Below are 25,110 nucleotides of genomic sequence, written 5' to 3' on the forward strand. Positions count from 1 at the left end.
GCTTTAAGAGTTAAATGGATCGGTTATTTTTCGTACAGCTTCTGCCGTTACTGTTTCTAGCTGCGGGATATGAATAATTTGTGTATGTTCAGGTATTTGGAGGGAGATCACCCTTTCGGTATCGGTATCGATACCACCATTAAATATCAAGTATTTTAAATCTATATTTCTTTGCTTTATGGCATTTATTGATAGTAAACTATGATTAATGCACCCTAAATAATCTTTGATAACCAGCGCGACTGGAATTGTTAAGGCTTGTATTAAATCAATGATATAACAGGTGTCACTGAGTGGGACAAATAAGCCACCAGCACCTTCTATAACAAGATTATTTGTCGTCTCAGGAATTTTAAAATCTTTGAGCGATATCGATGTGTTTTCTAATAAAGCGGACTTATGTGGAGATGCAGCAAGTTGTAACTTATATCGTTCGGGATGGATACGGACATCACCTTGAAGGAGATCATATATGCGCATGCTGTCTGTGGCATGTAAATCTCCAGATTGGACAGGTTTCCAATAATCCGCTTTTAGATGTTGAGTTAATATAGCGGAACAGACAGTTTTGCCAATTTCTGTTCCAATTCCCGTTACAAAAATCTGTTCTTTCATATTGTTTTTTATTTTAATTCTATCTGGTTTGGGACTCAAAACGAGTATTTTGATATTTTTCTTTCTCTATAAGTCAAGACTTGATTTTATGCTTTGTGTTAGCAAGAGAATATCGTTTTTCTGATTAAATGTGTGTAGGCAAATACGTAAACGTTCTGTTCCTAATTTTACTGTTGGTGAAAAAACAGCATAGGTTTGTAACCCCTTTTCAGACAGGGAGTTCTTTAAGTTCAACAACTGTTTGTTGTCACGAACTATAAGCGATTGTATCGGACTATCTGTGCCTGATATTGTGGGTACCTGCTGTGTTCGGAATAGGCGAATGTTGTGCCTTAAATTTGAAGCTAAGGCAGGGTGATTGTCAAGAAATTCATATCCTATACGAATCTGTCTCCAGATAAGATCTGGAAGGGCTGTACTGTATATAAAGGGAGATCCAAAATTGATGAGGTAAGTTTTGATAAGTTTACTGCAGAGTAGTGCTGCCCCATGTGATCCCATAGCCTTACCATAAGTGATCAAAGTTGCAAATACGCTATTTTGTAAACCCAATTGATGGACAAGGCCATAGCCAAATACACCAAATGCATGTGCTTCATCGACGATGAGAGATGCTCCATATTTATCGGTCAATTTGGCGATTTCTGTTAAAGGGGCAAAATCTCCTTCCATAGAATATAGGCTTTCAACGGCCACAAAACACAGTCCCCTGGCTCTTTTTAACTTGGCTTCTAGATCTTCAAGATTATTATGTCTAAATTTCCATTTTATAGCTTTAGACATAACACAGCCGTCGTGTACAGAACGGTGTATATACTCATCTACAATAATGGTGTCTTGCCGTTGCGGTAGACAAGAGAATAAAGTGAGGTTGGCAGCATATCCCGATGCGAATAGTAAAGCTGATTCGGTACGATGCTTTTGTGCAAGAATGGATTCTGTTTCATGCACCTCTGTCGAGTGACCGCTAATGAGTCTTGAACCAGTGCTACCCGCAATTATTTTGGGGTCTGACTGTATGGTTTCTAACATCATCTTATGAAAAACTTTATTCCTGGCCATGCCCAAATAGTCATTGCTCAGGAAATCGGTCTCACCGGCATTTATGCTGAGCTTTCGAAGTGATGCGGACTCTTTTCTTTGCAATAGCAGTTTATCCCATGTACTGTACATCGCCGGACATTAGTTTAATTGACTTGCTATTGCGCTGATCCATTCCGTATGTAAGGCCCGCTCTATAGCCTGTATATTGTTGGCATACTGCTCCCATTGAGGAGAAAACTGTGCCAGTTGATCAATCATTTCCTCCAGATGCCCTTCCTCTTCAAGAATTATAGATTTGACCATAACCTTGCTTTTCATTGTATCAAGCGTATGCTGGTATATGGGATATAGCTCGTCGGCACGGACCTCAATGGCGTAAGTAACAAATAGGTAAGCGGCATGCTTAAGAGCTGCGCCGCTTAGATTAAAAGTTTCTTTGAGGTAGCGACAAGATTTAATATCCAATTGATGCAGGTATTGTTTTGTGTATACTGGAGCGATTAAATATTTATCCTCATAGGTCGAGCAGATGGCTGTTCCAAGTTTACCGATCTGTTTTTTTAGATAATAAGCATGCCTATGCTCTTCTGCCGCATGTTTGAGCTGTATGATACTAACTTCTGTAGGATGTTCACATTGCGATATTTTTCTAGCGCCAGCGTTTTCCATAAAAGAAAGTGTATTCAACCATCTGGCATGCAGTTCATCTTGCTGCACTATACAACGAAGCACATTTTGAATATCCATAGCTTTAAATTTTGAAACAAAGGTATTGTCCCGCATGAAGCTCATCGTGTACCAGTTTTCATATTTTGCCTAGTCCGGTAGCATTTTCACAGTAAGTTTTTATATTTCTAAATTGTACTTTTCTTTCTTTTTTAATGTACTGTAGGCTGTAAACTATTCTATAATAACATTAATACCGGCCATTTTAGCTTTATATTTGATCTTTTCAATAAGGCCGTAATAGCTCCAGTTGCGGAGTAAGAATTCATCCTCCTTGGCGATCTCCTCTTTGTTGGATTGATTGACTAGAAGAAGTGTTCCTGCCTGAGATTTGATACAGATATCAATGAGTCTTCTGCTATAGAGATGTAGTCTACTATCAACATAATTCTTTTCTTTCTGATTATAATGATCTAGACTTTTGAGTTTTCTTTTACGGCCATTGCCACCTCTATTATAAGTTATGGCTCTTTGTAGTCTATGTCTTGCCGCTTGAATAGCAATACGACGGTATAAAAACTCTTCTTTTGTCCCGATTTGGTAGCAATCATTATCTATACTCACTGAAATAGGATGTTCAATAGATAGCGATGCCTCTGCAATAAGATGCTCCTGCAGAACATGGTCTTTTTGGGGCATTTCTAATGATAATAGAAGAAATATTTTACCTTTTATAACCTTGATAGCGCTAGAACAAGCCTTAATCTGCCCGACCAGTACCCTTTGTAACAGTACGCGTTTATCAGACCTATCTTTACCAAGATAAGTTCGAAAAGGAAGTTTAAATAAAGAAATTTTGAAATCTCGCCCTTGTTCATCATTACTTAATTTCATAGATTTTGAAGAAAAAGGAATAGGAATATCTTTTTTGTAAGTTCTTAACGAGCGCTCTCCCTTCCAGTAAGCTTTACGATCCGATTGAAAATTTTTGTATAATGTTGTATTGAGCGTAGATAGGATATCGGTTGGTATTTCACCTTTAAAATAGGCTGAAAGAAGCCGATAGGTGGTATTCATTCTTGATGTATTCAATATTCCTTCTTCATCGGTATTACGGTCTGCTAATTTTACTTTCACTTCAGTAGTTAGATAAATGAGATCTTTTAAGCTATCCTGCAGAAATTGATGGGAGAGTACAATATTGGATGCTCTAAATATTATATTTTGCCAATCGAATAGCCTATCGTAATATGTCGCTCTTTTCTTTTTATCATCACAATCGATATAAATCTGTATTTTCCGGGTTAAAATAGTTGTGTTGTTTTCCATAACAAAGGGGTTTTAAGCAGTTTTCTTGTGGGGTTTTATTTTACTGTGTGCCTTGATAAATATTTTTTTGACAGCTGTAGTGTTTAAATGCAATTGTTTTGATATTTGTTCAAAAGAGAATTGCAATTCATAGCGCATGCGGAAAATTTCTACCTGTTCGTCTGTAAGTTCTACTTGTGCAATAATCTTTTTATTTGAGATTGCCTTATTTATTTTTTCATAACTATTTAAAATTGAACGAAGAACTGCAATCGTCTTTTCTACTTTTAGACTCACTTCATAGTCCGATATTCCGCCTAAGTAATAGGCAATACGCTCATAATTGAAGCTGTACTGAAGACTGAGTCTGATGAATAGTTGGTGTTCGAGGTTTAAAAATGGCAGTACTTTGTTGAGTTTATCTAATTGATGCTGCTTTTCATTGTCTAATTTATCAAGATAAACTAAGTCTTCATGAGCGTCATCTTCTTCTTCATATCCAGCAAGAAATTCCTGATAATTTTCTATAGAATCTAATTGGAGGAGGCTACGGTGAAAGCGGCTCCGGGGGTTGCTATAAAAAATATGAATAGCCTTTTTAATTTGCATTTTTAGGAAATGCAAAAGATCTTCTTCAGAATGAATATTTTCCCGATATAGCCATAACCTTATGAAAGCTTCATGTGTAATACTAGCTGCAATACAGGTGTCCCGTGTCGCACGGTTAGAGCGGAGGTAGAAATACGGATAAAACTTCTCATAGAAATAATTTAATCCTGCTTCAATCCCTTTGTTGAGTTGGATAAGTTGTTTTTTAGTGTTTTTTTGACTGTAAAGTTTGTTCATATTTCGTTTTATTTAGTGGGTAAACTTTTGAAACAACTTCTTGCAGCTTCTTTTCTGGCGATTTTAACCATGAAGCTGCCTCAGTTGAAAGATTTATGAATAGAACTTATTGGTATTGACGGTAATCTTGTTTTAGTCGTTTTGCGATTTTCTTAAAGGAATTTGTGAAGACCTTATCATGTTGAAAGCGTTCGTGAAAAGATGTTTTAACTCAAAATTCAATATTGTATAAACGCTCCAAGAAGATATTAATGAATAAACTGGTTCAAATTTAGTGTAATGGCAGACCTTCAATTGTATATCCCTAGCAACATGTCGCTTTATATTCGTTGAATAATTTAATTCTTGGTAGGTATTTAGTGAGCGACAAGTGTCCTCACCCTACGGCTGTACAAGCAGCCTCGATAAATATTTTAATAGCTGATTTGTATATATAACCTGCTTATAAGCTGATATTCTTACCTCATAATTATAAATAGTGCATGATTGTATATACGTAGTAATTTATTCATTTTGTTAGTCCAGCTTATTGTTTATACATAACCAATAGTCTTGTGTTCAGGAGCTAATGATTGAGTTAACCTTAATATATGGGTAGAGAAAAGATGTTAATCATTATAAAAAGCGGATGAGTAACCCGTAAAGATTGTTAACCCATTATTGTTCTAGCAAGTTACAGTTGATACAGATTGTAAAGCTTGAAAAAAATAAATTGGAAAGTATTTAGTGAGTAGCTTAAACCCTCACCCTACGGCTTTACAAGAAGCCTCATTGTGTCTTTAATATCTATTTTATTATGGAAGTGATTTCGCAGTGCTTCTATAGGGCTGCTTTTATAAAGGTTATTTACAGCTATAGATTTTACGTCTCCTTATCTTAGTAAGAACCTAATTGTGTACTACTTTTATTTTTTCTCTTTAAAATACTTCGTGTGCAATAAAAAGAGCAGCTTTCTCCATATTGTAATCCAACTGTAGTAAGAGCCTTTGCATGTAATTTTATAGTCCTTTGCTGTATGTACAATTCAGTTTGCAAAGTTGACGAACAAAGGTTATTGCAAGTTTTTTGTAGACCATGTACTTAATGAGCAGCATTTGCTCTCATCTTGCGGTTTCACAAGGAACCTCTTCTCTCGGGCTACTAAAGGAGTGTAGGTCGTGAGCGTAATGTTTACCAAGGTAGATGATGGGTACGTAAACTTATGATATCTTTCTAAATCTATTATTAAATTATAATGTGCCCTTTAAAAGCAATAATAAGAAAAATTGATTTATAATCTTAATGAACCCGTAGGATAAATAAACATAAACATAGTTGTGTATCACTTAAAAATTAGGGACAACAAACAAGACCAAATATGAGAAGATCCCTAACCATGTATTAACCAAGTATGACTTTGGAAAACAGAAATTGGCAACATATTATTAATATCTTTTTTTAATGAAGAAAAAATACGAAATTGTTTTCAGTGTATTTGGCAAGTGGAACTATCCCTTGCCTTACGGCTTCACAAGAAGCCTCTTTTTTATCAATACCAATAAGTCAAAGAACAAGAACGGTGAATATATCGCTGTGCTGATATCACCTTAGAACACTTAATTTTTGAGAATCCTAGGTTTTGATGAATATTTCATATCGATCATAATTGGTTACATATACCATAGGACGAAAGGTAATTTCTCCCTTATATACACAAAAGTAATATTATAAAAGGAATTGCGCAAATTAAATCAGCTTTTTATTTGTATTTATTTTGCGCAAATATTTACTCTATTTGTTACGTGTCAAGAATAAATGAAGATATTATCCTGAATATTGGTCAAAAATTTCGAGAGCGTAGAGATGAATTAGATTTTACGCAAAGGGACGTTGCACATATGACTGACCTTACCATTAATACCATTGCTGCGGTAGAAAAGGGAAAAGGTACGACTATGTATAACTTCTTGCTAATTTGTCGCGCACTGAATATCCAGCCCAGAACATTGTTTGAGAAGAACATGGATCTGACGCCACTATATAAAATCGAACCTGAATCTAAACGACGTATAGAAACAACACAAAAGTTGGATCATTTAGTTTATCACTCGGATTTTTTTAATACACCCAAACGTGTGGCGGAGGTATTGGCAGAATTGAATTTGGATAAAAACGATAGCAATAAATTTTCCGTTTATTTAACGGGATATTGTAAAGAGCATGTGTTAGAATATAGAAAAGAAGGAAATTTTAAGCTATATAAGAAAAAGACGAATAAAATATAGAAAACACACAAAGCTGATACTTCCTGTGTAATTTGGCTGATTGAGTCTAGCGATTAAAAACAGCAGTTTGAGTTCATGTCAATATTTGTTATCGAATTCATATACTTCATTTATGGATTTTCAATTTGATAATGAATGTCTTAAAAAGATTATATTAATATATCTTGTTTTTTCATTTTTATGTTTGATATAAAAAAAATCTAAGTTACATTTGAGTATAGACTTGACTTTGTAGCTCAGTTGGTAGAGCAATTGACTCTTAATCAATGGGTCGAGGGTTCGAGTCCCTCCGAGGTCACCTCCTGTAAAAAAGCCATTTTTCTTTATGAAAAGTGGCTTTTTCAGGCTTTAAGGTATCCTGAGGCTGTTTTTTACACTTATGATGTGCGAGAAATTATCTATTTGTGTTAATTATCTCTTATACTCAAATATACAAAATTAACGTCAATAATAGCCCGTTTTGTCTCGCATTTGTCTCGCAAAACTCATAATTTAAGAGTATCAATTTTATAAATTATTACCTCGCTTACCAGACTTAATTACTATACATTATTTAGAGCTTATTAAAGCTATCTAATACCTCAGAATTAATTTCGGATATTGTGGTATAAAAAATATTCGAAATGATTTAATCCATTAGAGAAGGGGTACAATGAGACATCATTATTTTCAAGGGTATATAAAACAAAATTTTCATGCCTCAACCCTATTTATTGAAAAAACACTCTCATATCAGCACACTTTAATCGCTCGCCGTCCTGCGAGTTGAGCGAAGGTCGTTGAAGAGAAATGCGTAGCATGATTCAACGATATCTATGAAATAGACGAAGCTGTTGGCGGTATTTTTGAAAAGGGATTGTGTGTGATGGGTATATCAAAAATAGTGACAACAGCGAAGCCAGAGCGACTAAGCAGGCGAGCCAAACTCGAAAAGCATGAAAATTTTTAATGTGTGCGCAGCACTTATTAAAAAGATTTAGGTGCTTTTATGAAGTGAAGGAATTACCAAAACATAAATAATGACAAACTGAGAAGCATTGAAAATGAAATTATATGTAATATTATTTCGTTTTCAACTTGGTTTGGCATATATTTATGACGGTAATTCCATAACGGAATGCCTTATTTCCTGTCTAAATAATTAATTATATTTTATTCGTGTATAATATTAGAAATAATCGCTAACTTAACCGCTAATTATAATACCCAAAAACACCAAGGATTTAATAATCGAAAAAAGAAAACAAAATTAACCAATTAGGATTATGATATATAGATTCTTTAAATTGTTAGCCATACTGATTTTTTTATTCTCCTGTAAAAATACAGAAACCTATGATGATATAACTGGCGATGAAATTATCTTGTCATTTGATAAGGTGAAAAAGACTTCAATTACAAGAGATATTAGTTATTTACCAAGGTGAGGTGGCAAGAGCGAATTGAGTTTGAGGGTAGTTTTTATATTCCATTAAGTACAGACAAGCAAATATACTCCTTTACACCGGATAGTGTAAAATACTCTTTGATAGGTCGTATTTGGCTTAAAGCAAAAAAGCAAGGAGATTTTTGGAATTTTACAAAATTGACCGTATTGCCAAATGATATTAAAGAAAGTAAAAGTTCAGGTTTGTTTATTTATGAGGATTGGATAACAGGAAAATTAAGTTATGATGGATATATAGAAGATAAACTATTTAGCCCCATCACCTATAAAATTAACCTAAAGATGACAGCATTTGGTAAGAAAGCCATGAACAATCCAGACATTCCTTGCCAAACTGTGCCTTATCAAATTTGTGCCGGAGACTATCCTTATACATCATGTACCACTCGTTATGAAACTATTGGTAATTGTAATGGTGGTGGGGGTGGCGGAGACACAGGTCACTATGGCGGAGGGGGAAGCGGGGGAGGTAATCACGGCGGTGGCGGAGGGAGCACTCCACCAATAATTCCACCAGACCCTCCTAGCGAAGAAGATAAAGAAATCATTGATTCTTTGCAGGGATATCCTTGCGCACAAGAAGTTTTAGCCAAAATACCTAATTTAGAGAATAAGATTTCTAAATGGTTGAATAAGACCTTTGCGAATAATGTAAATTACAATATTATGTTTAGAGCAGATCCTCAAATGTCAGATTCAACCGATGGATTTTTTAACGGGTATCAAACGAATTCAAGGAGTAACTTTACAATCATGTTGAATGGAAAAATGCTTAAAACAGCATCACAAGAATATATTGCAGTAACCATGTTTCATGAAGCCTTACATGGATTTCTTGGAGCAGAAATGTTTAGACTAAGACAAGAGGGTAAACCCGAACAATTTGCTATTTTATATTCAGGTTGGTCGACGATAAACGTTCATGGACAGGACAGATATATAAACAGTCATTCAAACTTTGCATCTATACTAAATGATCTCGCTGATGCAGTGAAATCATTGAATCCATCTATAAACAATTATGATGCTTTAGCGTTGGCAAAAGGCGGTGTAGTTTCCAATATGAGTACAATTGAACAAAGTATAAATCAAAATCATAAAAATGGTAGCAGCGGCACAAAATGTAGGTAAGATTACCTTATTGTTCAGTATTTTTCTATTTTTCACTAGCAATATAATAAAGGCTAATACTAAATATTATATGCTTGAAGAGGAAACAGAGCAATATCAACTATTCAAATATGATCTCTCGACAAAGGCTCTGTATGGTATTGACAGAAAAATCACACTTTTTAATCTTATCTTAAAAGAACGCAGATGGGCAAATGACGTAGGGGAATATTATAGTGTAAAAGTTGATAATCCAAACTTAATTTTATTTTCGTCACTTCCTGATTTGAATGGAAACAGTGACTGGATTGAGGTATCATTAGATACTATTAAAAATGATTTGGTAACCACTGATCAATTAATACATGTATTCAACGAAAATATAATCTCGATATCAAACGAAAAGAATAAAAGTGTAACCAAATACTTTAACTCATATAAGCCTATTGTAAAAAAAGGAAACCATTATTTTGTGCCCAAGAATTCTTTATTAGAGTTTTATGTGGTAAGCAATAGACCGGAAGTCTTTGCAAATCCTTATGGTACAATAAATACACAGCTATCTCCACTCACAATTGTTGAATTCAAGAAAATTTTCAAAAAAACATATCAACATGATATATTTCCATTAGATAAAATATGGGAGGACAAAACATTTACTTACTTTGATAAGATCCGTGATCGAAGAGAATATATGTCACGAAGTTTGACGGTAGCTGGAGGAGCAACAGCTTTCCAATTTTGGACCTATACCGATTGGTATGGGAAACCTAACAGTTATATATATGATCGTGGTATAGATCGTTTTGTTTACCTTCCCAGTAAAGGAATTATTGGCGGATCTTTCGATTTCTATTTTTATTTTAATCGTAGCAAACTGCCGATAACTTCTAATGATTTCCTCCAAAATATTAAGGAAGAAAAAGTTATGATTGCAGATATTTATAAATAAAATATTAATCACCCTCACAGAAACCCAAAAAGGTTTCAAGTGAGTGGTGATGGTTAAAGGTGAGACACCAAAATTATTGAGGGGTATAAGAACTAAGTATTCATGTCTTAAAAATCTCCTTCATCTCTAAAGCTGTAGTACCCATTAACCCCTATTATCAAATGGTCAGCCACCTGTATATCCAAAAACTTACCCGCCTCAATAGCTTTCTTCGTAATAGCGTGGTCGTGAGAACTTGGAATAAGTTTACCTGATGGATGATTATGGGATAAGATAATTTTGGATGCACAGCATTTAAGTGCTATAGAAAATATAGTTTTCATATCCACACTTACGGAGGCTCTCCCTCCCATTGCAATATCTGATATGCCAAGTACATGATTTGCATTATTTAGATAGATGACCTTGAATTCTTCCAAAAACTGCATCAATCCTTCGTCCCAGAACTCTTTTAATATTGTATGAGCTGTAGATGAGTCAGAAATCTGAGGACATTCAGAAAGCTTAAAATTAGGTTTAAATTGGACGGTGATTTCAGCCACATTTGATAGATTTTTCATATTGTTTGTAAATTAAAGTGCATAAAAAAAGCCCCTCCGATATGGAGAGGCTAACATTGAGGTAGATTAAGAAATGATTACTATATAACGCCCGCAATCACATCATAGTAAGACCTTATGTAAAGAGTTGTAAATTCTTCCAGATTGGGATTTTCAGAAACGCTTTTATATTGATTAAGTGAATCCATAGTTCCCCAGTGGAACATACCGTTAAATGTTGGGTCACTATGAAAAACGACTGTGTTATCATGATTTACGACCTCATTAATTTCACAGTTATCATTAACACCATAGGAACGCAAGTATGAAATTATTTGTTTTTTCATATGTTTGAACTCCTTTTCAGGAATATCTGCCCCAATGTCTGGAAAAAAATCATTTAGAGTGCAGGGTGTGGATTTAGTATTTTTCTTACGATAAAAATAAACAACTGGTATAAGAATAATGACAAGCATTACAGCAACAATGACTCCCCATGAGAGAAACTCTAGTATTTTAATGATCCCTAGAGTAATAGCAAATATTAAGATTAAGAAGAGCCACATGCATCCACTTTGTTCATCATTCACGTGCTTCTTATTCTTTTGAATTTTACCGAAATCACTATTCCAGGTATAGTATATAATAACTCCTATAGCTAATACCGCTCCAAATATTAAGCATATTTTAATAACCGTTGCATAGATATTTCACATGATAGTTTTATAAAATTTTTCGAGGTTGAAATCACCTAAACGTTGATCTATATATTTTCTAGCGGCGTTATGCCCCTTCTCAATATTGGGTGCAAATGTTGTAAATATCCCAAAAACTCTTACCTTTTCTTTAAAGGAATATGTATTTGTCGCATTTATTTCCATAAATCTGTAGAACAATTCTATTTCTTGTTCATAATTGCCCGAGCTTGCACTGGGTCTGTCCATTGAGTATGGAGAGGTTATTATAATTCGCAAATCATTGTTTGAATCTGCCGTCACGCTATAATTCCAACCTCTATATGTTGAATTATCACCAGTTCTGATTTTATACCACATCGTTAAAATACTATTTACACTTATAATCTATTGTATATTCACTTGCCCCGTCGGTCTTTTCGAATTCTTTAACATTAGTTATTAAACCATAATTATTAGTGGTGTAAGTAAATGACCAATTTGTTTCATGAGGAGCACCATCACTATATAGACTTTTTTCAGAGCTTATTGCATTTTTTGATTTTTTACCAAAATAGCCCTGTTCAAGCAGAATTGATTCTGAAAATTCAAAAGTTGAGGATAATCTTGAATATAATGCAGAATAAGGGACATTATTCTGAGGTAAATCATATTTGAACTCAAAATTGTTTTTATTTAAAATTCCATTTTCTGAACCATAATTTTCATTGGTTTTAACCAAATTGCCATTTTTGTATTCTAAAACAATGTCACGATGCCATTTGCTTTTACTTTTTGAAATAATTTTGTTCAAATATCCATTTGCATCATAACTGTAGTTCTTTTCGAGATCAACAGAATTGTAAGAATCTAATTTTTGGGATTTCACAACATTATTTGATTTATCAATTTGGTAAATAACAGTATATGACTCATAGTCATTCTTGAATTTAAGTGTAATTGTATTTAGCTCGTAAACAAAATTGTAATATGAATACTCCAATTTGCCTTGCCAAGGTCTTTCATCAAGTTCATTTACAATATTAATAACACGTTTCTTATCATCGTGTGTAAATTTCACAAGTCCACCTTCATAGGTTAATTGTTCGACAAGACAATTTTTTTCTGTTTCACCAGTGTCATTACCTGTATTGTCTTTTTTTGAACAACCTGCTAAGATTGCCAATGTCATTAAAAGTAAGATTACTTTTTTCATAAATCTAAAGTTTGATTAATGTCGTTTTAATTCCAACGACGGTATAAGATGTGATTTTCAAAAATACGGAGAGCAATAAATTGCTGTATACGGTAATCCGTAATAGATTTTACTTTATAAACATGTTATAGTAATTAGGTATCGATAAATCCCTATACGATTGGTTAGTAATACAAAAGCGTGGGACTATAACCTAGAACTGCTGATAGTGGCACCTGAGAAGGCCATGCACAAACAGGAAGATTACGCCCCACGCTTTTATGCGTAGAACGTTACTCTAACTGTCCTTGTTGTGCTTTGAAATTTCTCAGGTTTCCTATCACAAGAACTTTTAGTTAACGCTTAACTTGATATTTTAAATTCTTTTTATTCTATAGCTGTAATTATTTATTGTCCAAAGATAAATATAAAAATTTGACTTTAATAAATGCTTCTTCCTCAAATCTAAGGTGGGGGTTGTTTAATTTACACCCTTGTTGTTCAAAAAATGCTTAGGTGGGGGGTATTTCAACACCAATTGTCAAAAATTTCTATATAATTTTATTTTCTTGTGTAAGGTGAGCTGACTTTTTAGAAACAGAAACCATTTGTTAATGCTGTGTTTCTATATTTAAATTCCTGGAGCCCCATATTTATCAGTTTTTAATGTGCAATTATTGTTTATAATATTTTATAAATAAGATGTTTGGTTATTATTTCCATTCTCGGCTATATTAATAATATGGTATAATTAGTAGGTATTTGTTTGGATTATTAGATTGTGGGAAATACATTGGTTATACGGTTGATGTGATGATTGATGAATATGATTTTTAAATAGGATAGTAAATTTCTTACTGATCCCATTTAATTGCATCTTTTTTATACCCCTAAGGGGTAATATTTACTGCAACTATTATTTATGCATATACCCACTAACTCTATATCCCCACGAACCGTCAATTAGCTGTGTTCTTTTCAAATCTATAAAATTTTCAAGTTGCTTCTTAGAAGGTGCTATTTGTAAACCATGCCTATTTATAAGGTCGCTAAACCTAGATATTATTTCCTCTAGGCTGAGTTTTTCACCAATAAGAAACTCCACTTTCAAATCATTTATAAAATCAAAATTTGATTGACTGGACGCAATGATTGCTCTCTTTATCTCTCTTTCTAACTCTCTTGGTTTTTCTATTATCTTAAGTAGATCTCTGTCAATCAAATCGTAACCATTAACAATATTTGGATAGGTTACTCTAAGTTTATTTTTAAAGTCATTGTAAGCTGACACTTCGAACTCAGATGTGGGTTCTAACTCTTCTAACAGAGTTATCACTTCTCTGACTATAGTTGAGAATTTTTGTCCAACCGCAATAAGCAGTTTTTGAGATGAACTTGTAATTTCACTTTGATTATTCTCTATGTATTTAATATTAAAAAAATGCGTGTCAGTATTTTCAATTTTTAATGACCTGTAACATTCAATAATATTTTCAAAACTTTGAAATAGATAGTTGAGCAGGTTCTTTAGCAAGAAATTATCAACCTTAAAATAATCCACTGTATTGTCTCGATTTAGAAAAAAATTATATCCGAATTTTGATTGTAGTTCGTCAATAAAAGACTTGTATTGACCAACGCTGAGAGTTGAACCAATTTTTAATATCTCATCATATGAAAACTTATACTTATCTATTAGTTTAAGACAAGCCTCTTTGTCTAACGAAGGGAGGTTCGTGTCCTCGGTAAATAGAATCTTAATGTTTTTTGTAATGCTCTTGTTTCTAAATCTTCCAATGATTTGAATAGCATCTGTTGCAGGATCGATCATGGTGTACTCGGCGATACCAAGGTCTGTGATTATATACACTTCGATGTTCTTGTCAAAGTAGATATCTAAAGCAGAGAAAAAACGACTAGTAAAGAAATTATAGGTTGAAAATTTACTTTCATCTAATTTATGACTTATGTGGTTGAATTTTGCTCCTTTTAGCCTCTCAGCGCTTGTTTCAGAACAGAAAATAGTACTGCTATTGGCTAAATTATTGGCGTTTATCATGTGTGTTATCATGTTTAAGGAATTACAGAAAATGAAATAATTCTTCTGCGATATGTCTTGTTTTATCAAATAGCTGAAAGTACTTAAGGTATTATTGCATTTATATAATTTGACATCCTCTTTAATTTCGTAATTGGGAATGATATTTATAAACTCAAATTCTTGTTGAACGAACCTCGGATCTTCTGGTATGATAGCTGTTGCGGATATAAATGCCTTGTTTTTGAAGGAGAAGAAAATATCCATTGGCAAGCTTATTGTTTTTCTGTAGTCAATATCTTTGGATATTTTGTCACATTCATCAAAAAGTAAGAAGTACTCATTTCTATAGTTTATCCGCTGATTTATAAATGCAGTTATAATCTTATAAAATGACTCGGGTGTTGTAAGTATTTTCTTGTATTTAACATTAATATCGCTGAGGTATTCTATAATATCGAGAATAGTTATACCAGAATGCACGCCCAACACATTTAGATCGGCATGTGCATGCTCTTTAAGGTATATCACTGGTAAATTAGGCAGTATCACTATGGAGTTTCTTTCAGCTAATATCTCAAGAGTCGTAGCACCGATCCCTGTTACATTCTTTTTGATAACTGTATTTGCAGGGATTTTCCCGAAAATTCCTGCCATATATTGACCTTTGTTGATGTAGATATTTTTCTTTTTCATTTTTTTAAGATTAAGGGGGAGTTAATCCCCCATTGTTATTATTTTATGTTTTCAATTGCTTTGTTAATTAATCCTTCTAGAGTTAATGAGATCTCTGATCGTCGAGAGGTTTCAAGTAGTTTTAAGAGACCTTCAAATTCAGGAACCTTTAAATTTCTTCGTATTCGACCTTTGTAATAACTAATCCAGTAGAAATTAATTCCCTCATCATCTTGTTTAGCATCACTCAATTGAAAGTAGTTTCCAGCTGAGCTAGCTTCAAGAAATTCCTCAATTCCTCTTTTATAGGTTATGTTCTCTGGAAATTGCATTAGACTATTCAAAAACCTATTTGAATCCGCATAACCGTTAGGGTTATTTTCTAAAAAGAAATTGTTAGCATTAATCGCTGCTTTTATCTTTTGTACTGGCTCATCATCCAAGTACTTTGCTCTAAGCGCATCTATATTAATTTTTGTCATTTTAAATTGTCTTAAGAGGAGTAAAATTCACTCCTCGATGATTAATTATTTTGTTAATTCTGCTTTAATATCTGCCAATGAATCGAAGCCAATAGTTTCGGTCATTATTCTTTCAAGAAATAAATCAAACCCTTCTAGAATTATGAGCTTATATCCCGATCTTGCATTTCCATTTAGTAATTGGTTTATGAAGTAGTACGGTTTCCCAGCCCTATCTATCATTTTACGTTGATTGAAATCGATAGGGAGCCCTGATTTTATATGTCGAATAAACTTATCAAAGTTTGCTTCTTCTTCCTCTGTGAGGGATTCTATGTAGCTGTTCATTTTATCTGAATAGAAAGGTCCTAAAGAAGATTTTTCTATTAAGAGGTTTTCGGGGGTAATTGTATTATGTGTTTTCATGTTATTTAAATTTGTTTGTTTATTAATGACTTGTACTGTTTTTTGTACTTGAACTTGTGCTTGACTTCCTGTAACCTTGTCACCTAAGTCTTGGTTGGTTTTGTTATTCATGTTGTGATATTTTATCACGGAGGTTTCTAATATTAAGATTTATATCACCTTTTGATTTTTAGCAGTATACCGCTAGTCGCTTAGGAGTATTTTTGTTTTATAATTCGATAATTTCAAAGAACGATTGTCAACTGCTAGGCTTATCTTAACTGCCGTTCTCCGCTGTTGACAGTACAAAGGTGCACACGCAAAAAAGGGGGATATAATAAGGTTTATTTTCTATCGCCCCCTTTTTACAATAAAGGTGTATGTTGTTAATTATCAATGCGTAAAAGTTCTTTTTGGATTAAATAAAAAAGGACAGAAAACATTCAAGTTTCTGTCCTTTTTAAAATGGAGGGTTATATATTGTCTATTTCTTTATGAGTTGTTTTATAAAGTCTTCCTTAACATCATCAAGCCCATTGACATCCATAGTCTGTTTTTTTGGTACTAAATCGAATAGTCTAAGAAAGGAGAAAATTAGGAAGTGCTTATCCTTTTTCTTGTATTTCTCATGAGCATGGTCACGTATGAAGTTGTTTAGCGCAGGTACCACTAGTTTTAAAAACTCGTATAAGGGTGATAACTTAGGATTGAATGACATATTAGCAACTAAGTTATCAACTAGCTTTTCGAAAAAGTCTATAGTGCAGCTCGGAGTAACACCTGAAAACGTCATAAAGTCAATCAGTAAAGAGATTTCTTTATCAAATTCCCAGATTGTATTTGGAGTTTCCTTCATAGGGATATTTAGTGATTTTTCCTCATCTGTGAGAAATCTTGTCAATTTAAACCTATGTAAGAGGTTTTGATATTTTACCTGCGCGTAATAATCGAATACCTCTTGTTTATAAAGGTCATTTACCTTTGTCGTTTCATCAGTGATAACTGATCCATATTTGTCTTTATGTCTAAATACAATTTCGGAGTTGATGATATCCTCTCTCATTTTTAGCACATTAAAGATATCTCTAACCTCTTCTATAGCCTCTTGAATAAAAGGATTTGAGCTAAAGTCATCATAATTTTCATAATATGATTGCCAATAATCTTCTTTGTAAAGTGCTATAATGCTGAAAAGATTGTTTAAAAAATGTTCAAGTGTTTCTGCATCTTGATGTAAAAGTTCTGTTTCAGGCTTTTTAAATAATACTCTTGAGCTTAAATCACGGTAGCTATAGTCTTTATGGTAGAAAACTTCTCCCTGTTCGGAATAACTCCGTTGGACTCGTAGTTTATATTTAAGATTTCGTGTATTGGCTAGTTCTTTTTTCCGTTGCTTTAGATACTCTTCGGAATTTGTTCCTTGTCTTGTAATTATTTGTGAAGCATCAATCTCCCTTGTGATTGGCATAAAATAATTACAAATTGTCTCAGTAATTTCGATTGTTTCATCGAATTCTAATGTTTCCCAAGAGGTTGTAATTTCCATTAAATATTGATCTGTTAAATAAAAACTAATTATAAGCAAAAACAAATGAAAAAAGCCCATCCCCAATAAAGGGAAATGGGCGTATTTTTATTTTTGATGAGACATCATTTTCATTAAGGGGTATAAAAACAATATTTTCCGTCTCTCACTCTATAGTTCAGGCATCACATGTTTCAATTCATCTGCATTATGAACACCTAAACCTCGCAAATACTTTAAGGTGACTATCATGTCCGAATGGCCTAGCAATTGCTGTAGAATATGTAGATCCTTTGTTTTCTTATATACGTTTACGGAAGCAGTATGACGAAATGAGTAAATGGTTTGATTCTTTTCAATAATACCCGCTTTCTCCATTAATTTAAACATCCGAGTCCAAGCGGTGCTAAAATAATATGGATTATTTGCATCAGGTCTTTGTGTAAAAATATTGTCGTCATGAGACAAGCCTTCTAATCGTTTTAGGAGTAATTCTCTAACATAATTCGGTATCGGAACTGTTCTGATTTTTTTACCCTTATTCTCATTTCCTGAAAGATGGATTTCTGTTATATTGTTTTTGATATGATGACGTTTTAGTAACCTGATTTCATTATGAGGACGCAGTAGACAGCCATAACTCATTAGGCAACATAAGTGCAATTCTTCATGGTTGTTTTTTAAGAACTGTAGTACGTTTGTGAGTTGTTCATCAGAATAGATTTTATGCAACTTTGGAGTTGCTTTCCGTTTATCAGTCTTTGTAATTATAGATGTATCATAATCAAGATCTTTATTGATCTCTGCAAATACCGCTTTTATATGACGACGTGAAATCATATAGTTAGAAGCTGTAGAATTAAATTCATTCATGAAATCCTGAATTCGGCCTCTTTGTAAATTGTTAATATTGCCATTTAACTCATCAGTTGTCAGAAATGCTTTTAGTTTTTCTGTCAATCTTTCAAGATGCTTAACGTAGTTACTTGTAAGATTTGCTTTTTTCTTGTTTGATATAGCTAAGTCTAGCAATTCTTTTACTGATAAAGGTTTTATTTTTTTTTCATGAATGATAGTTTCATTGTTAGGATACTTGTTAAATTCAATTGCTTTTTTGAACTCATATTCCAATAATGTGAGAAGTTCATCTCTTTGCTTAATAGAATTTGCAGAATTAGGTTTAATGTTTAATCCTAATTTGATCCCTGTGTATTCTTTAATTCTTCTGCCTTTTACATAAATCGAAATGTATGCTCTTTTCTTTAAATCGTTTGACTTTTTAATTGTGACTAAATGATCATTCATGTGTCTCGCTTTTGTCTCGCAGTCACTATAAATGGTGAAAAACAGCTCTTAAGGATACGTTAATCCATGTGACAATTGACTCTTAATCAATGGGTCGAGGGTTCGAGCCCCTCCGAGGTCACCTCCTGTAAAAAAGCCATTTTTCTTTATGAAAAGTGGCTTTTTTATTCTTCGCGACTTTTGATACTTGAGATTGATTCGTTTTTTTTATCCTCAAATGATTTGTTTTACATTTTTTGCAATTCATAAACTTGGACATTTGTGATTGAATCAATCATCCTGTTAAAATCGTTTTTTCGGCTAAATTAAGACCTCTAGTAATCAATTAACTACAAAATTTTGATAGTTTCATCGATTAAAAGTCATTACTAAACGTTCATTAATCTAAATTTATTAGCCATTTTCGCCCTAAAATTAATACTTACTATATTTTAGGATGATTAAAAAAACCAGAACTACAAAGACCAAATTTTTAAAGAAGGTAGTTTATTTTATTATAACATTTTTGGTTGTATACGCATGTCGTAAAAACCAGATCAGAATAGATCAGAACGCTGTACACTTTACAGCAACGATCGTTGAAGAGAATCAAAATAGAGCAATAGGTACTACATGGCAAAAAGGAGATGAGATCGGTATATTTATGATCGAGTCAGGAATGCCATTATCGACTAGTTCCATTGTCAACGGTACTAATAATCATATGTTTTTTATAAACGGATCACTATTTCAAACTACAGAAGAACTTTTCTTACCTGAAAAATCGGTAGATTTTATTGCCTATTATCCTTTTAAAATAATTAGCGATTATCAATACATACTTGATATAACGGATCAGTCTAATCAGGCGAGAATAGATCTCATGTACGCAAAAAATGCGAAGGCAATCAATAAAGGGAACAATAATATTCCACTTATATTTGAACGTCAATTATCAAAAATATCCATTAAATTAACGGTAGCCAATATAGATGAACATGGGTATGAAGAGATGAAAGTCGTAATGCCGAAACTAAACACGCTTGGCTCCTTTGATCTGGTAACAGGCAAGTTAGCAGTTAACAAGGACAGCCAGAAAGATATTGAGGGAAAAGTCATAAACAACCATGATGGGACTGCTTTTGTCGAATTCTTCCTTTTTCCAGGAGAAAATATTACTGGAAAAACCATACAGTTTTTAACTTCAGACAACACGAAGTTTACTTGGAAGCTACCAAAAGTAAATAAACTGAAAAGAGCGAATCAGTATTCTTTTGATGTAAAAATTGATAACGGTATTTCTGATGGAGGCATTGTCGCAACGCAACCTTACTTAGAAATTCCAGAAATAACGAAGTTGAAAAAGGACGAGGTTTTTATTCAGCACTTTTTACCTGATGATCCGAAACGCCGTAATTATACCATGCTGTACGATAAGGTGAAAAAAATGGCCTATTGGGTTGCCTACCCCTTGCACAGTAGTTATCTCGGTAATGCCAAACGTACCGATGACTGGCAATACGACCCGGCTATAGCAATGGAGTTTCAGCCCACTTTATTTAAAGGTTTTGGTACTTCAGGTTACGATAGAGGGCATCAGTTGCCTAGTGCGGACAGAAATTTTAATAATGCTCAGAATAAGACTACGTTTTACTTTTCAAATATGACCGCACAGGTATCTAAACTGAATCAGGGTGTATGGGCAAACCTAGAAAATAAAGTGCGTACATGGACGGCACAATGTGATACGCTATATGTGGTAACAGGAGCGATGCCAAATACAAAATCTAACACAGCGATTGAATATATCATCGATAATAAAAACATAGAAATCGCCAGGCCCAAGTATTATTTTAAAGCGCTAGCAATGAAAAAGGGAAAGAATTATTATACCATTGCCTATAAGATGGACAATGAAACACCAAGTTCTAAAAAATTTGAAAAGTATCAAATGACAGTAAGCGAATTAGAGAAAGTGACAGGATTTAATTTGTTCCCGGATTTAAATGCAACGCAAAAACAAAATATTGATGCAAACATTTGGAGATAAATCTTACCATTCATTGCATTGTAAAACACACACAAGACCTTGAACAGCACCATATATATTGGTGAGTTGTTTGTTAGAAGATTGCTTTTAAAAGAAATATCAGGGGGATCTAGGCAAAATTAAGCTCAGATTCCCATTCTTTTTTAATGATAAAACCAAACGATTTTAGACATTAATTGTTTTGGAGGTACTGATTAATGGTTATACTTTGTATTTTAGCTAGATGAATATAAAAGGATTTGCTTTCATTCTTATTGGGGTATTGTCCTGTCTAAGTGTGGCAGCGCAAAAGAACCCATTACCGGCACATAACAATTGGATATTTGGACCTTCTATTGGTTATCAATATCAAAGCGGAAGTTTTTTGAAAGCATCTGCCTGGGGGTTATTTGCACCAAATGAGTCGCAGTATATGAAAATTGATGCTGGCGCAAATTTCACTTGGATGGGCGGTAAAACAACTGTAATTCCCGAGTTGGGATTTACTTATTATGTCAATGATTTTGTTCTATTACCTTTTGTCAAAGCCGAATTGACCCCCTATACGGTAACGCCAAAAGTTGGTCTCAGTCTTTTCTCTCTCATTGATCTGGGAGTAGGTTATGGGTTTGATATTAATACCAAGAAAGATTTTAAACAAATTAAAGGAGTGAATTTATCCTTAGGAGTCAATATTCCTTTAAACTTTCATTTATATTAGACTCTATGAGAAGAAATATTGTTGTTAAATTGATCTGTCTTGTGCTATTTAGCTTCAGTATGCAGGTAAAAGCTCAGGAGATCTTATATGGTCCTACAATTAGTTATCAATATCAAAAAGGAAGTGCTGTAAAAACAGGAGGGTATTTTGCATTTGCTTTTCTCGGTGAAAATATTTTAAAAACAGATGTTACCGCTAATTTTACATGGACACAGAAAAAGTTTGCGGTAATTCCTGAGCTGGCGCTGTCTTTCTATCCTGAATCCTGGGTAGTTGCTCCTTTTGTACGGACAGAATTCACTCCATATACCTTTACACCAAAAGTAGGTGTTACAATGGCCACTCTTTTGGACTTGGATTTTGGATATGGATTTTCAATCGCTGACAAGCAGGATTATCGTCCACTGAAGGGTTTTACGGTTTCGCTCAGATTTAATATCCCGCTCAACTACAAACTCAATATGTAGTGTTTTTTGTTATTTGAGATAATAACCTATTATTTATAACAGAGTCTATTTCCCGGTAATTTTAAAGTGTAATATTGATAATGAAAGATTTTACCCATTTGCATCAGCCAACAGGTCGGGTGATCAGTGATGAAGAAAGGACGTATCTCTTTTTTGGCGGAACTTCCTATCTGGGCTTATTGGTTAATGAGGCTTATATCGATGTATATAAACAAGGAATTTCTATTTATGGATTGAATAACGGAACCTCCCGTAATAATAATATTCAGCTTGGTATTTTTGATATTGCCGAGGAGGCTGCAGCTTTACGATTTGGCTTTGAAGATGCCATGCTAGTTTCAAGTGGTTATTTGGCGGCACAATTGGTTGTGAGGGTACTTGCTTTACAAGGAACACTTCTATATGCTCCCAATAGTCATCCAGCATTGTGGTTTGATGTCAATCCCGGAGTGAGTGGCCTTATGGCTTCTTGGCTGGAGGATGTGGTAAAGTATATCAATGCCTCTAAAGAAGAGTCTTTCGTAATTGTGAGTAATGCACTGGATAATTTAACACCCCAGCACTATGATTTTAGTCCATTACTAAAAATAGATCCCAATAAAAGGATCGTGCTTTTAGTGGATGACTCGCACGGAATCGGTGTGGTTCGCAAAAATAAAGTTTCTACGGAATTGTCTATGTTTGATAATACAGGAATTGATGTCGTAGTAGTTGCATCTTTGGCAAAAGGTATGGGAACAGATGCGGGTATCATCTTGTCATCCAATAAGTGGATTCAAAGGTTTCGTAAATCATCTTTTTTTACTGGAGCCTCCCCTGCTTCTCCCGCTTTCATGTACGCTTTTACAAATTCACAGGAAATATATTCGGATGAATTCAATAAACTCCAACAGAATGTCAAGCTATTTAGCGACTTAATCGGCAATAGCCTAAGTCATATTCCTAATTTTCCTGTTTTCAGCTCAACGAACCCTGAACTTTATCAAAAATTAGTAAAAGAGGGATTTTTGATTTCAAGTTTTCCTTATCCTCTGGAAACAGATCCACCATTAAACAGAATTGTGCTGAGCAGTCTTCATAATGCCGATGATTTAAAAAAAATAGCACAGGTAATTTGTGATTAAAATTTAAGTCATAGGCTTATCATTTGTTTCACGTGAAATGATAAAAATAAAATTAAAGGTTTGATTTTCAGTAATAAAGTGTATTTTTGTGCTTCTTTGAAAAATGAGTTTAGCGATGCAATATGGCTAAGCTGTTGTAAATGATCTCTTTTGGAATAATTTTAAAATAAAAAAAATGTTTAAATTATTTCCAAACGTCATTTTAAAGAGATACTTTTGCAACCCCAAAGTATATTTGGTTAAAGGTTGAGAAATAAATAATTACAGTAAAATTGATATGACTAAAGCAGAAATTATTGCAGAAATCTCTAACAAAACAGGCTTAGAGAAGGTAGATGTTCAAGAGACCGTTGAGGCATTCTTCAAAGTGGTTAAAAACGCAATGGTGGGTGGAGAAAATGTATACGTAAGAGGTTTTGGTAGCTTTGTTGTTAAAAAAAGAGCTGAAAAAACTGCTAGAAACATTTCTAAAAACACAGCGATCATCATCCCTGAACATTTCGTTCCTAGTTTCAAACCGGCAAAAGTATTTGTTGAGAAAGTAAAAAACGGCAATAAATAATCTTAAAAACAGATTAAAAATGGCAAAAACCAAACAGATTATAGTAGTAGGCGTGGTTGCAGCATTAGTTGCGGTACTATTGGCACAACCTATCAAAGGTTTGGTGAACGAGAAAGAAGAATCTGCTCAAACGGAGCAATCTTCTTCCGAAATTAATTTGGAAAACATATCGTTAATGACAAAACAAGGATTAGATGCAAATTTAATCAAAGATATTTCCGATATTGAGACCCAAATTGCAAAGGCATCTGGAGAAGAAAAGATTTCTTTACTTCAAAAGTTGGCTGTAAAGTGGGATGATTTGGCGAAGCCAGCTCCGCAAGGATTCATTTATGAAGAAATGGCTAAAATTTCTCCAAAATATGAGTACTGGTTGAAAGCGGGTAACTCTTATCGTACTGCTTACACAAATTTACAAGACTCTACTTTAGCTCAGGCTTTAACACAAAATGCAATTCGTTCTTACGAAGCTGCGTTGAAATTAAATACTGCTAGTTTAGAAGCGAAAACAGGATTAGGAGCTGCTATGGTTTCGGGTACTAATAACCCGATGGCAGGAATTGCTTTACTTCGTGAAGTGGTTCAAGCAGATCCAAAAAATGTAGAAGCAAACAAAACTTTGGGATTGTTTTCATTACAATCTCGCCAGTTTGATAAAGCGATTGATCGTTTCAAAACAGTTATTGAATTGAAACCAGATGCGGAATCTTACTTTTATTTAGCCACAGGCTATGAAAATATTGGGATGAAAAGTGAGGCGGTTGCTGCTTTTAAACAAAGTAAACAACTAGCTGCTGACCCTTCCCTTTCACAATTTATCGATCGCAAGATCGCTGAGTTGAGTAAGTAATTAATTTAGTTTATAATCATTTAAAAAAAATTAGCTATGCCAAGCGGAAAAAAAAGAAAAAGACACAAAATGGCTACTCACAAACGTAAAAAACGTTTAAGAAAAAATAGACACAAGAAAAAATAGTCTTTCTTGTATAAGACTCCAATAGGTTGTTGAGACATGAAAATAACGCAATAATCGCATTGAAGTTTGATGATCTACACGTAATTTATTACGTGTAGATTGTTTTTTTTTATAAAAAAACGTTCTTTAAGGTTTAATCAGATACAACAAAGTTAGCAGGGTATGCTAATTTGTATCGTAAAT

Annotated in this window: 24 protein-coding genes and 2 tRNA genes; 12 read left to right on the forward strand and 14 right to left on the reverse strand. The window is 33.7% G+C overall.

Features of this window, described 5'->3' with window-relative positions; all coding sequences use genetic code 11:
- Positions 1–3: 3 nt before the first annotated feature.
- The 5 genes from bioD to JAZ75_RS06765 all read right to left on the reverse strand — a co-directional run bounded on the left by bioD (position 4) and on the right by JAZ75_RS06765 (position 4,479).
- Positions 4–615 carry a dethiobiotin synthase gene (gene bioD / locus JAZ75_RS06745; protein WP_208700768.1) on the reverse strand — a complete coding sequence of 204 codons (612 nt, stop codon included), beginning with the start codon at positions 613–615 and terminating at the stop codon, positions 4–6.
- 66 nt (positions 616–681) lie between these two features.
- Complete coding sequence (locus JAZ75_RS06750) at positions 682–1,788, reverse strand: aminotransferase class I/II-fold pyridoxal phosphate-dependent enzyme (RefSeq protein WP_208700770.1); 1,107 nt, start codon at positions 1,786–1,788, stop codon at positions 682–684.
- Between the two features lie 9 nt (positions 1,789–1,797).
- Positions 1,798–2,406, reverse strand: coding sequence for a hypothetical protein (locus JAZ75_RS06755; protein WP_208700772.1), 609 nt, complete (start codon positions 2,404–2,406; stop codon positions 1,798–1,800).
- Between the two features lie 153 nt (positions 2,407–2,559).
- Positions 2,560–3,654 (reverse strand): hypothetical protein, encoded by a 1,095-nt coding sequence (locus JAZ75_RS06760; RefSeq protein ID WP_208700774.1) that lies wholly within the window; start codon positions 3,652–3,654, stop codon positions 2,560–2,562.
- Between the two features lie 12 nt (positions 3,655–3,666).
- Positions 3,667–4,479 carry a hypothetical protein gene (locus JAZ75_RS06765; protein ID WP_208700776.1) on the reverse strand — a complete coding sequence of 271 codons (813 nt, stop codon included), beginning with the start codon at positions 4,477–4,479 and terminating at the stop codon, positions 3,667–3,669.
- 1,440 nt (positions 4,480–5,919) lie between these two features.
- Here JAZ75_RS06765 and JAZ75_RS06770 point away from each other — a divergent pair.
- The 5 genes from JAZ75_RS06770 to JAZ75_RS06790 all read left to right on the forward strand — a co-directional run bounded on the left by JAZ75_RS06770 (position 5,920) and on the right by JAZ75_RS06790 (position 10,252).
- Positions 5,920–6,069, forward strand: coding sequence for a hypothetical protein (locus tag JAZ75_RS06770; protein WP_208700778.1), 150 nt, complete (start codon positions 5,920–5,922; stop codon positions 6,067–6,069).
- Between the two features lie 191 nt (positions 6,070–6,260).
- Positions 6,261–6,743 (forward strand): helix-turn-helix domain-containing protein, encoded by a 483-nt coding sequence (locus tag JAZ75_RS06775; protein WP_165902487.1) that lies wholly within the window; start codon positions 6,261–6,263, stop codon positions 6,741–6,743.
- A gap of 225 nt (positions 6,744–6,968) precedes the next feature.
- A tRNA-Lys gene (locus JAZ75_RS06780) sits at positions 6,969–7,041 on the forward strand.
- A gap of 1,125 nt (positions 7,042–8,166) precedes the next feature.
- Positions 8,167–9,321, forward strand: coding sequence for a hypothetical protein (locus JAZ75_RS06785; RefSeq protein ID WP_208700780.1), 1,155 nt, complete (start codon positions 8,167–8,169; stop codon positions 9,319–9,321).
- Positions 9,293–10,252 carry a hypothetical protein gene (locus JAZ75_RS06790; RefSeq protein WP_208700782.1) on the forward strand — a complete coding sequence of 320 codons (960 nt, stop codon included), beginning with the start codon at positions 9,293–9,295 and terminating at the stop codon, positions 10,250–10,252. Before JAZ75_RS06785 ends, JAZ75_RS06790 begins: the two co-directional genes overlap by 29 nt.
- 107 nt (positions 10,253–10,359) lie before the next feature.
- Here the strand turns inward: JAZ75_RS06790 and JAZ75_RS06795 are convergent, their stop codons facing one another.
- The 9 genes from JAZ75_RS06795 to JAZ75_RS06835 form a co-directional block, all read right to left on the reverse strand.
- Positions 10,360–10,812 carry a RadC family protein gene (locus JAZ75_RS06795; protein ID WP_208700784.1) on the reverse strand — a complete coding sequence of 151 codons (453 nt, stop codon included), beginning with the start codon at positions 10,810–10,812 and terminating at the stop codon, positions 10,360–10,362.
- Positions 10,813–10,892: 80 nt separating this feature from the next.
- The gene (locus tag JAZ75_RS06800; protein WP_208700786.1) at positions 10,893–11,381 is read right to left on the reverse strand and encodes a hypothetical protein; all 489 of its coding nucleotides are present in this window, start codon (positions 11,379–11,381) and stop codon (positions 10,893–10,895) included.
- Positions 11,382–11,501: 120 nt separating this feature from the next.
- Positions 11,502–11,846 carry a hypothetical protein gene (locus JAZ75_RS06805; RefSeq protein WP_208700788.1) on the reverse strand — a complete coding sequence of 115 codons (345 nt, stop codon included), beginning with the start codon at positions 11,844–11,846 and terminating at the stop codon, positions 11,502–11,504.
- 10 nt (positions 11,847–11,856) lie between these two features.
- Positions 11,857–12,681, reverse strand: a complete 825-nt coding sequence (locus JAZ75_RS06810; RefSeq protein ID WP_208700790.1) for a DUF4595 domain-containing protein — start codon at positions 12,679–12,681, stop codon at positions 11,857–11,859.
- A gap of 895 nt (positions 12,682–13,576) precedes the next feature.
- Entirely contained in the window at positions 13,577–15,394 is a 1,818-nt protein-coding gene (locus JAZ75_RS06815) for a hypothetical protein (RefSeq protein WP_208700792.1), read from the reverse strand.
- Between the two features lie 38 nt (positions 15,395–15,432).
- On the reverse strand, positions 15,433–15,855 hold the full coding sequence (locus JAZ75_RS06820) for a hypothetical protein (RefSeq protein WP_208700794.1): 423 nt from the start codon (positions 15,853–15,855) through the stop codon (positions 15,433–15,435).
- 45 nt (positions 15,856–15,900) lie between these two features.
- Complete coding sequence (locus JAZ75_RS06825; RefSeq protein ID WP_208700796.1) at positions 15,901–16,371, reverse strand: hypothetical protein; 471 nt, start codon at positions 16,369–16,371, stop codon at positions 15,901–15,903.
- Between the two features lie 352 nt (positions 16,372–16,723).
- The gene (locus JAZ75_RS06830) at positions 16,724–17,785 is read right to left on the reverse strand and encodes a hypothetical protein (protein ID WP_208700798.1); all 1,062 of its coding nucleotides are present in this window, start codon (positions 17,783–17,785) and stop codon (positions 16,724–16,726) included.
- 150 nt (positions 17,786–17,935) lie between these two features.
- Positions 17,936–19,069 carry a tyrosine-type recombinase/integrase gene (locus JAZ75_RS06835; protein WP_208700800.1) on the reverse strand — a complete coding sequence of 378 codons (1,134 nt, stop codon included), beginning with the start codon at positions 19,067–19,069 and terminating at the stop codon, positions 17,936–17,938.
- A 13-nt stretch (positions 19,070–19,082) separates the two neighbouring features.
- Here JAZ75_RS06835 and JAZ75_RS06840 point away from each other — a divergent pair.
- The 7 genes from JAZ75_RS06840 (at position 19,083) to JAZ75_RS06870 (ending at position 24,801) form a co-directional block, all read left to right on the forward strand.
- Positions 19,083–19,190, forward strand: a tRNA-Lys gene (locus JAZ75_RS06840).
- Between the two features lie 384 nt (positions 19,191–19,574).
- On the forward strand, positions 19,575–21,098 hold the full coding sequence (locus tag JAZ75_RS06845; protein WP_208700801.1) for a DNA/RNA non-specific endonuclease: 1,524 nt from the start codon (positions 19,575–19,577) through the stop codon (positions 21,096–21,098).
- A 223-nt stretch (positions 21,099–21,321) separates the two neighbouring features.
- Positions 21,322–21,798 (forward strand): hypothetical protein, encoded by a 477-nt coding sequence (locus JAZ75_RS06850; protein WP_132771783.1) that lies wholly within the window; start codon positions 21,322–21,324, stop codon positions 21,796–21,798.
- Positions 21,799–21,803: 5 nt separating this feature from the next.
- On the forward strand, positions 21,804–22,265 hold the full coding sequence (locus JAZ75_RS06855; RefSeq protein WP_132771784.1) for a hypothetical protein: 462 nt from the start codon (positions 21,804–21,806) through the stop codon (positions 22,263–22,265).
- Positions 22,266–22,345: 80 nt separating this feature from the next.
- Positions 22,346–23,389, forward strand: a complete 1,044-nt coding sequence (locus JAZ75_RS06860) for an aminotransferase class I/II-fold pyridoxal phosphate-dependent enzyme (RefSeq protein WP_208700803.1) — start codon at positions 22,346–22,348, stop codon at positions 23,387–23,389.
- A 277-nt stretch (positions 23,390–23,666) separates the two neighbouring features.
- Positions 23,667–23,951 (forward strand): HU family DNA-binding protein, encoded by a 285-nt coding sequence (locus JAZ75_RS06865; protein WP_021189241.1) that lies wholly within the window; start codon positions 23,667–23,669, stop codon positions 23,949–23,951.
- Between the two features lie 19 nt (positions 23,952–23,970).
- On the forward strand, positions 23,971–24,801 hold the full coding sequence (locus JAZ75_RS06870; RefSeq protein ID WP_021189240.1) for a tetratricopeptide repeat protein: 831 nt from the start codon (positions 23,971–23,973) through the stop codon (positions 24,799–24,801).
- The last annotated feature ends 309 nt before the right edge of the window (positions 24,802–25,110 follow it).

The organism is Sphingobacterium sp. UDSM-2020, from assembly GCF_016132525.1.
GTDB lineage: Bacteria > Bacteroidota > Bacteroidia > Sphingobacteriales > Sphingobacteriaceae > Sphingobacterium > Sphingobacterium anhuiense.

Excerpts from the sequence above, each read along its gene's own strand:
- bioD (WP_208700768.1), bottom strand. The coding sequence starts at position 615 with ATGAAAGAACAGATTTTTGTAACGGGAATTGGAACAGAAATTGGCAAA.
- JAZ75_RS06750 (WP_208700770.1), bottom strand. The coding sequence starts at position 1,788 with ATGTACAGTACATGGGATAAACTGCTATTGCAAAGAAAAGAGTCCGCA.
- JAZ75_RS06755 (WP_208700772.1), bottom strand. The coding sequence starts at position 2,406 with ATGGATATTCAAAATGTGCTTCGTTGTATAGTGCAGCAAGATGAACTG.
- JAZ75_RS06760 (WP_208700774.1), bottom strand. The coding sequence starts at position 3,654 with ATGGAAAACAACACAACTATTTTAACCCGGAAAATACAGATTTATATC.
- JAZ75_RS06765 (WP_208700776.1), bottom strand. The coding sequence starts at position 4,479 with ATGAACAAACTTTACAGTCAAAAAAACACTAAAAAACAACTTATCCAA.
- JAZ75_RS06770 (WP_208700778.1), top strand. The coding sequence starts at position 5,920 with ATGAAGAAAAAATACGAAATTGTTTTCAGTGTATTTGGCAAGTGGAAC.
- JAZ75_RS06790 (WP_208700782.1), top strand. The coding sequence starts at position 9,293 with ATGGTAGCAGCGGCACAAAATGTAGGTAAGATTACCTTATTGTTCAGT.
- JAZ75_RS06795 (WP_208700784.1), bottom strand. The coding sequence starts at position 10,812 with ATGAAAAATCTATCAAATGTGGCTGAAATCACCGTCCAATTTAAACCT.
- JAZ75_RS06805 (WP_208700788.1), bottom strand. The coding sequence starts at position 11,846 with ATGTGGTATAAAATCAGAACTGGTGATAATTCAACATATAGAGGTTGG.
- JAZ75_RS06810 (WP_208700790.1), bottom strand. The coding sequence starts at position 12,681 with ATGAAAAAAGTAATCTTACTTTTAATGACATTGGCAATCTTAGCAGGT.
- JAZ75_RS06815 (WP_208700792.1), bottom strand. The coding sequence starts at position 15,394 with ATGAAAAAGAAAAATATCTACATCAACAAAGGTCAATATATGGCAGGA.
- JAZ75_RS06820 (WP_208700794.1), bottom strand. The coding sequence starts at position 15,855 with ATGACAAAAATTAATATAGATGCGCTTAGAGCAAAGTACTTGGATGAT.
- JAZ75_RS06825 (WP_208700796.1), bottom strand. The coding sequence starts at position 16,371 with ATGAATAACAAAACCAACCAAGACTTAGGTGACAAGGTTACAGGAAGT.
- JAZ75_RS06830 (WP_208700798.1), bottom strand. The coding sequence starts at position 17,785 with ATGGAAATTACAACCTCTTGGGAAACATTAGAATTCGATGAAACAATC.
- JAZ75_RS06835 (WP_208700800.1), bottom strand. The coding sequence starts at position 19,069 with ATGAATGATCATTTAGTCACAATTAAAAAGTCAAACGATTTAAAGAAA.
- JAZ75_RS06850 (WP_132771783.1), top strand. The coding sequence starts at position 21,322 with ATGAATATAAAAGGATTTGCTTTCATTCTTATTGGGGTATTGTCCTGT.
- JAZ75_RS06855 (WP_132771784.1), top strand. The coding sequence starts at position 21,804 with ATGAGAAGAAATATTGTTGTTAAATTGATCTGTCTTGTGCTATTTAGC.
- JAZ75_RS06860 (WP_208700803.1), top strand. The coding sequence starts at position 22,346 with ATGAAAGATTTTACCCATTTGCATCAGCCAACAGGTCGGGTGATCAGT.
- JAZ75_RS06865 (WP_021189241.1), top strand. The coding sequence starts at position 23,667 with ATGACTAAAGCAGAAATTATTGCAGAAATCTCTAACAAAACAGGCTTA.
- JAZ75_RS06870 (WP_021189240.1), top strand. The coding sequence starts at position 23,971 with ATGGCAAAAACCAAACAGATTATAGTAGTAGGCGTGGTTGCAGCATTA.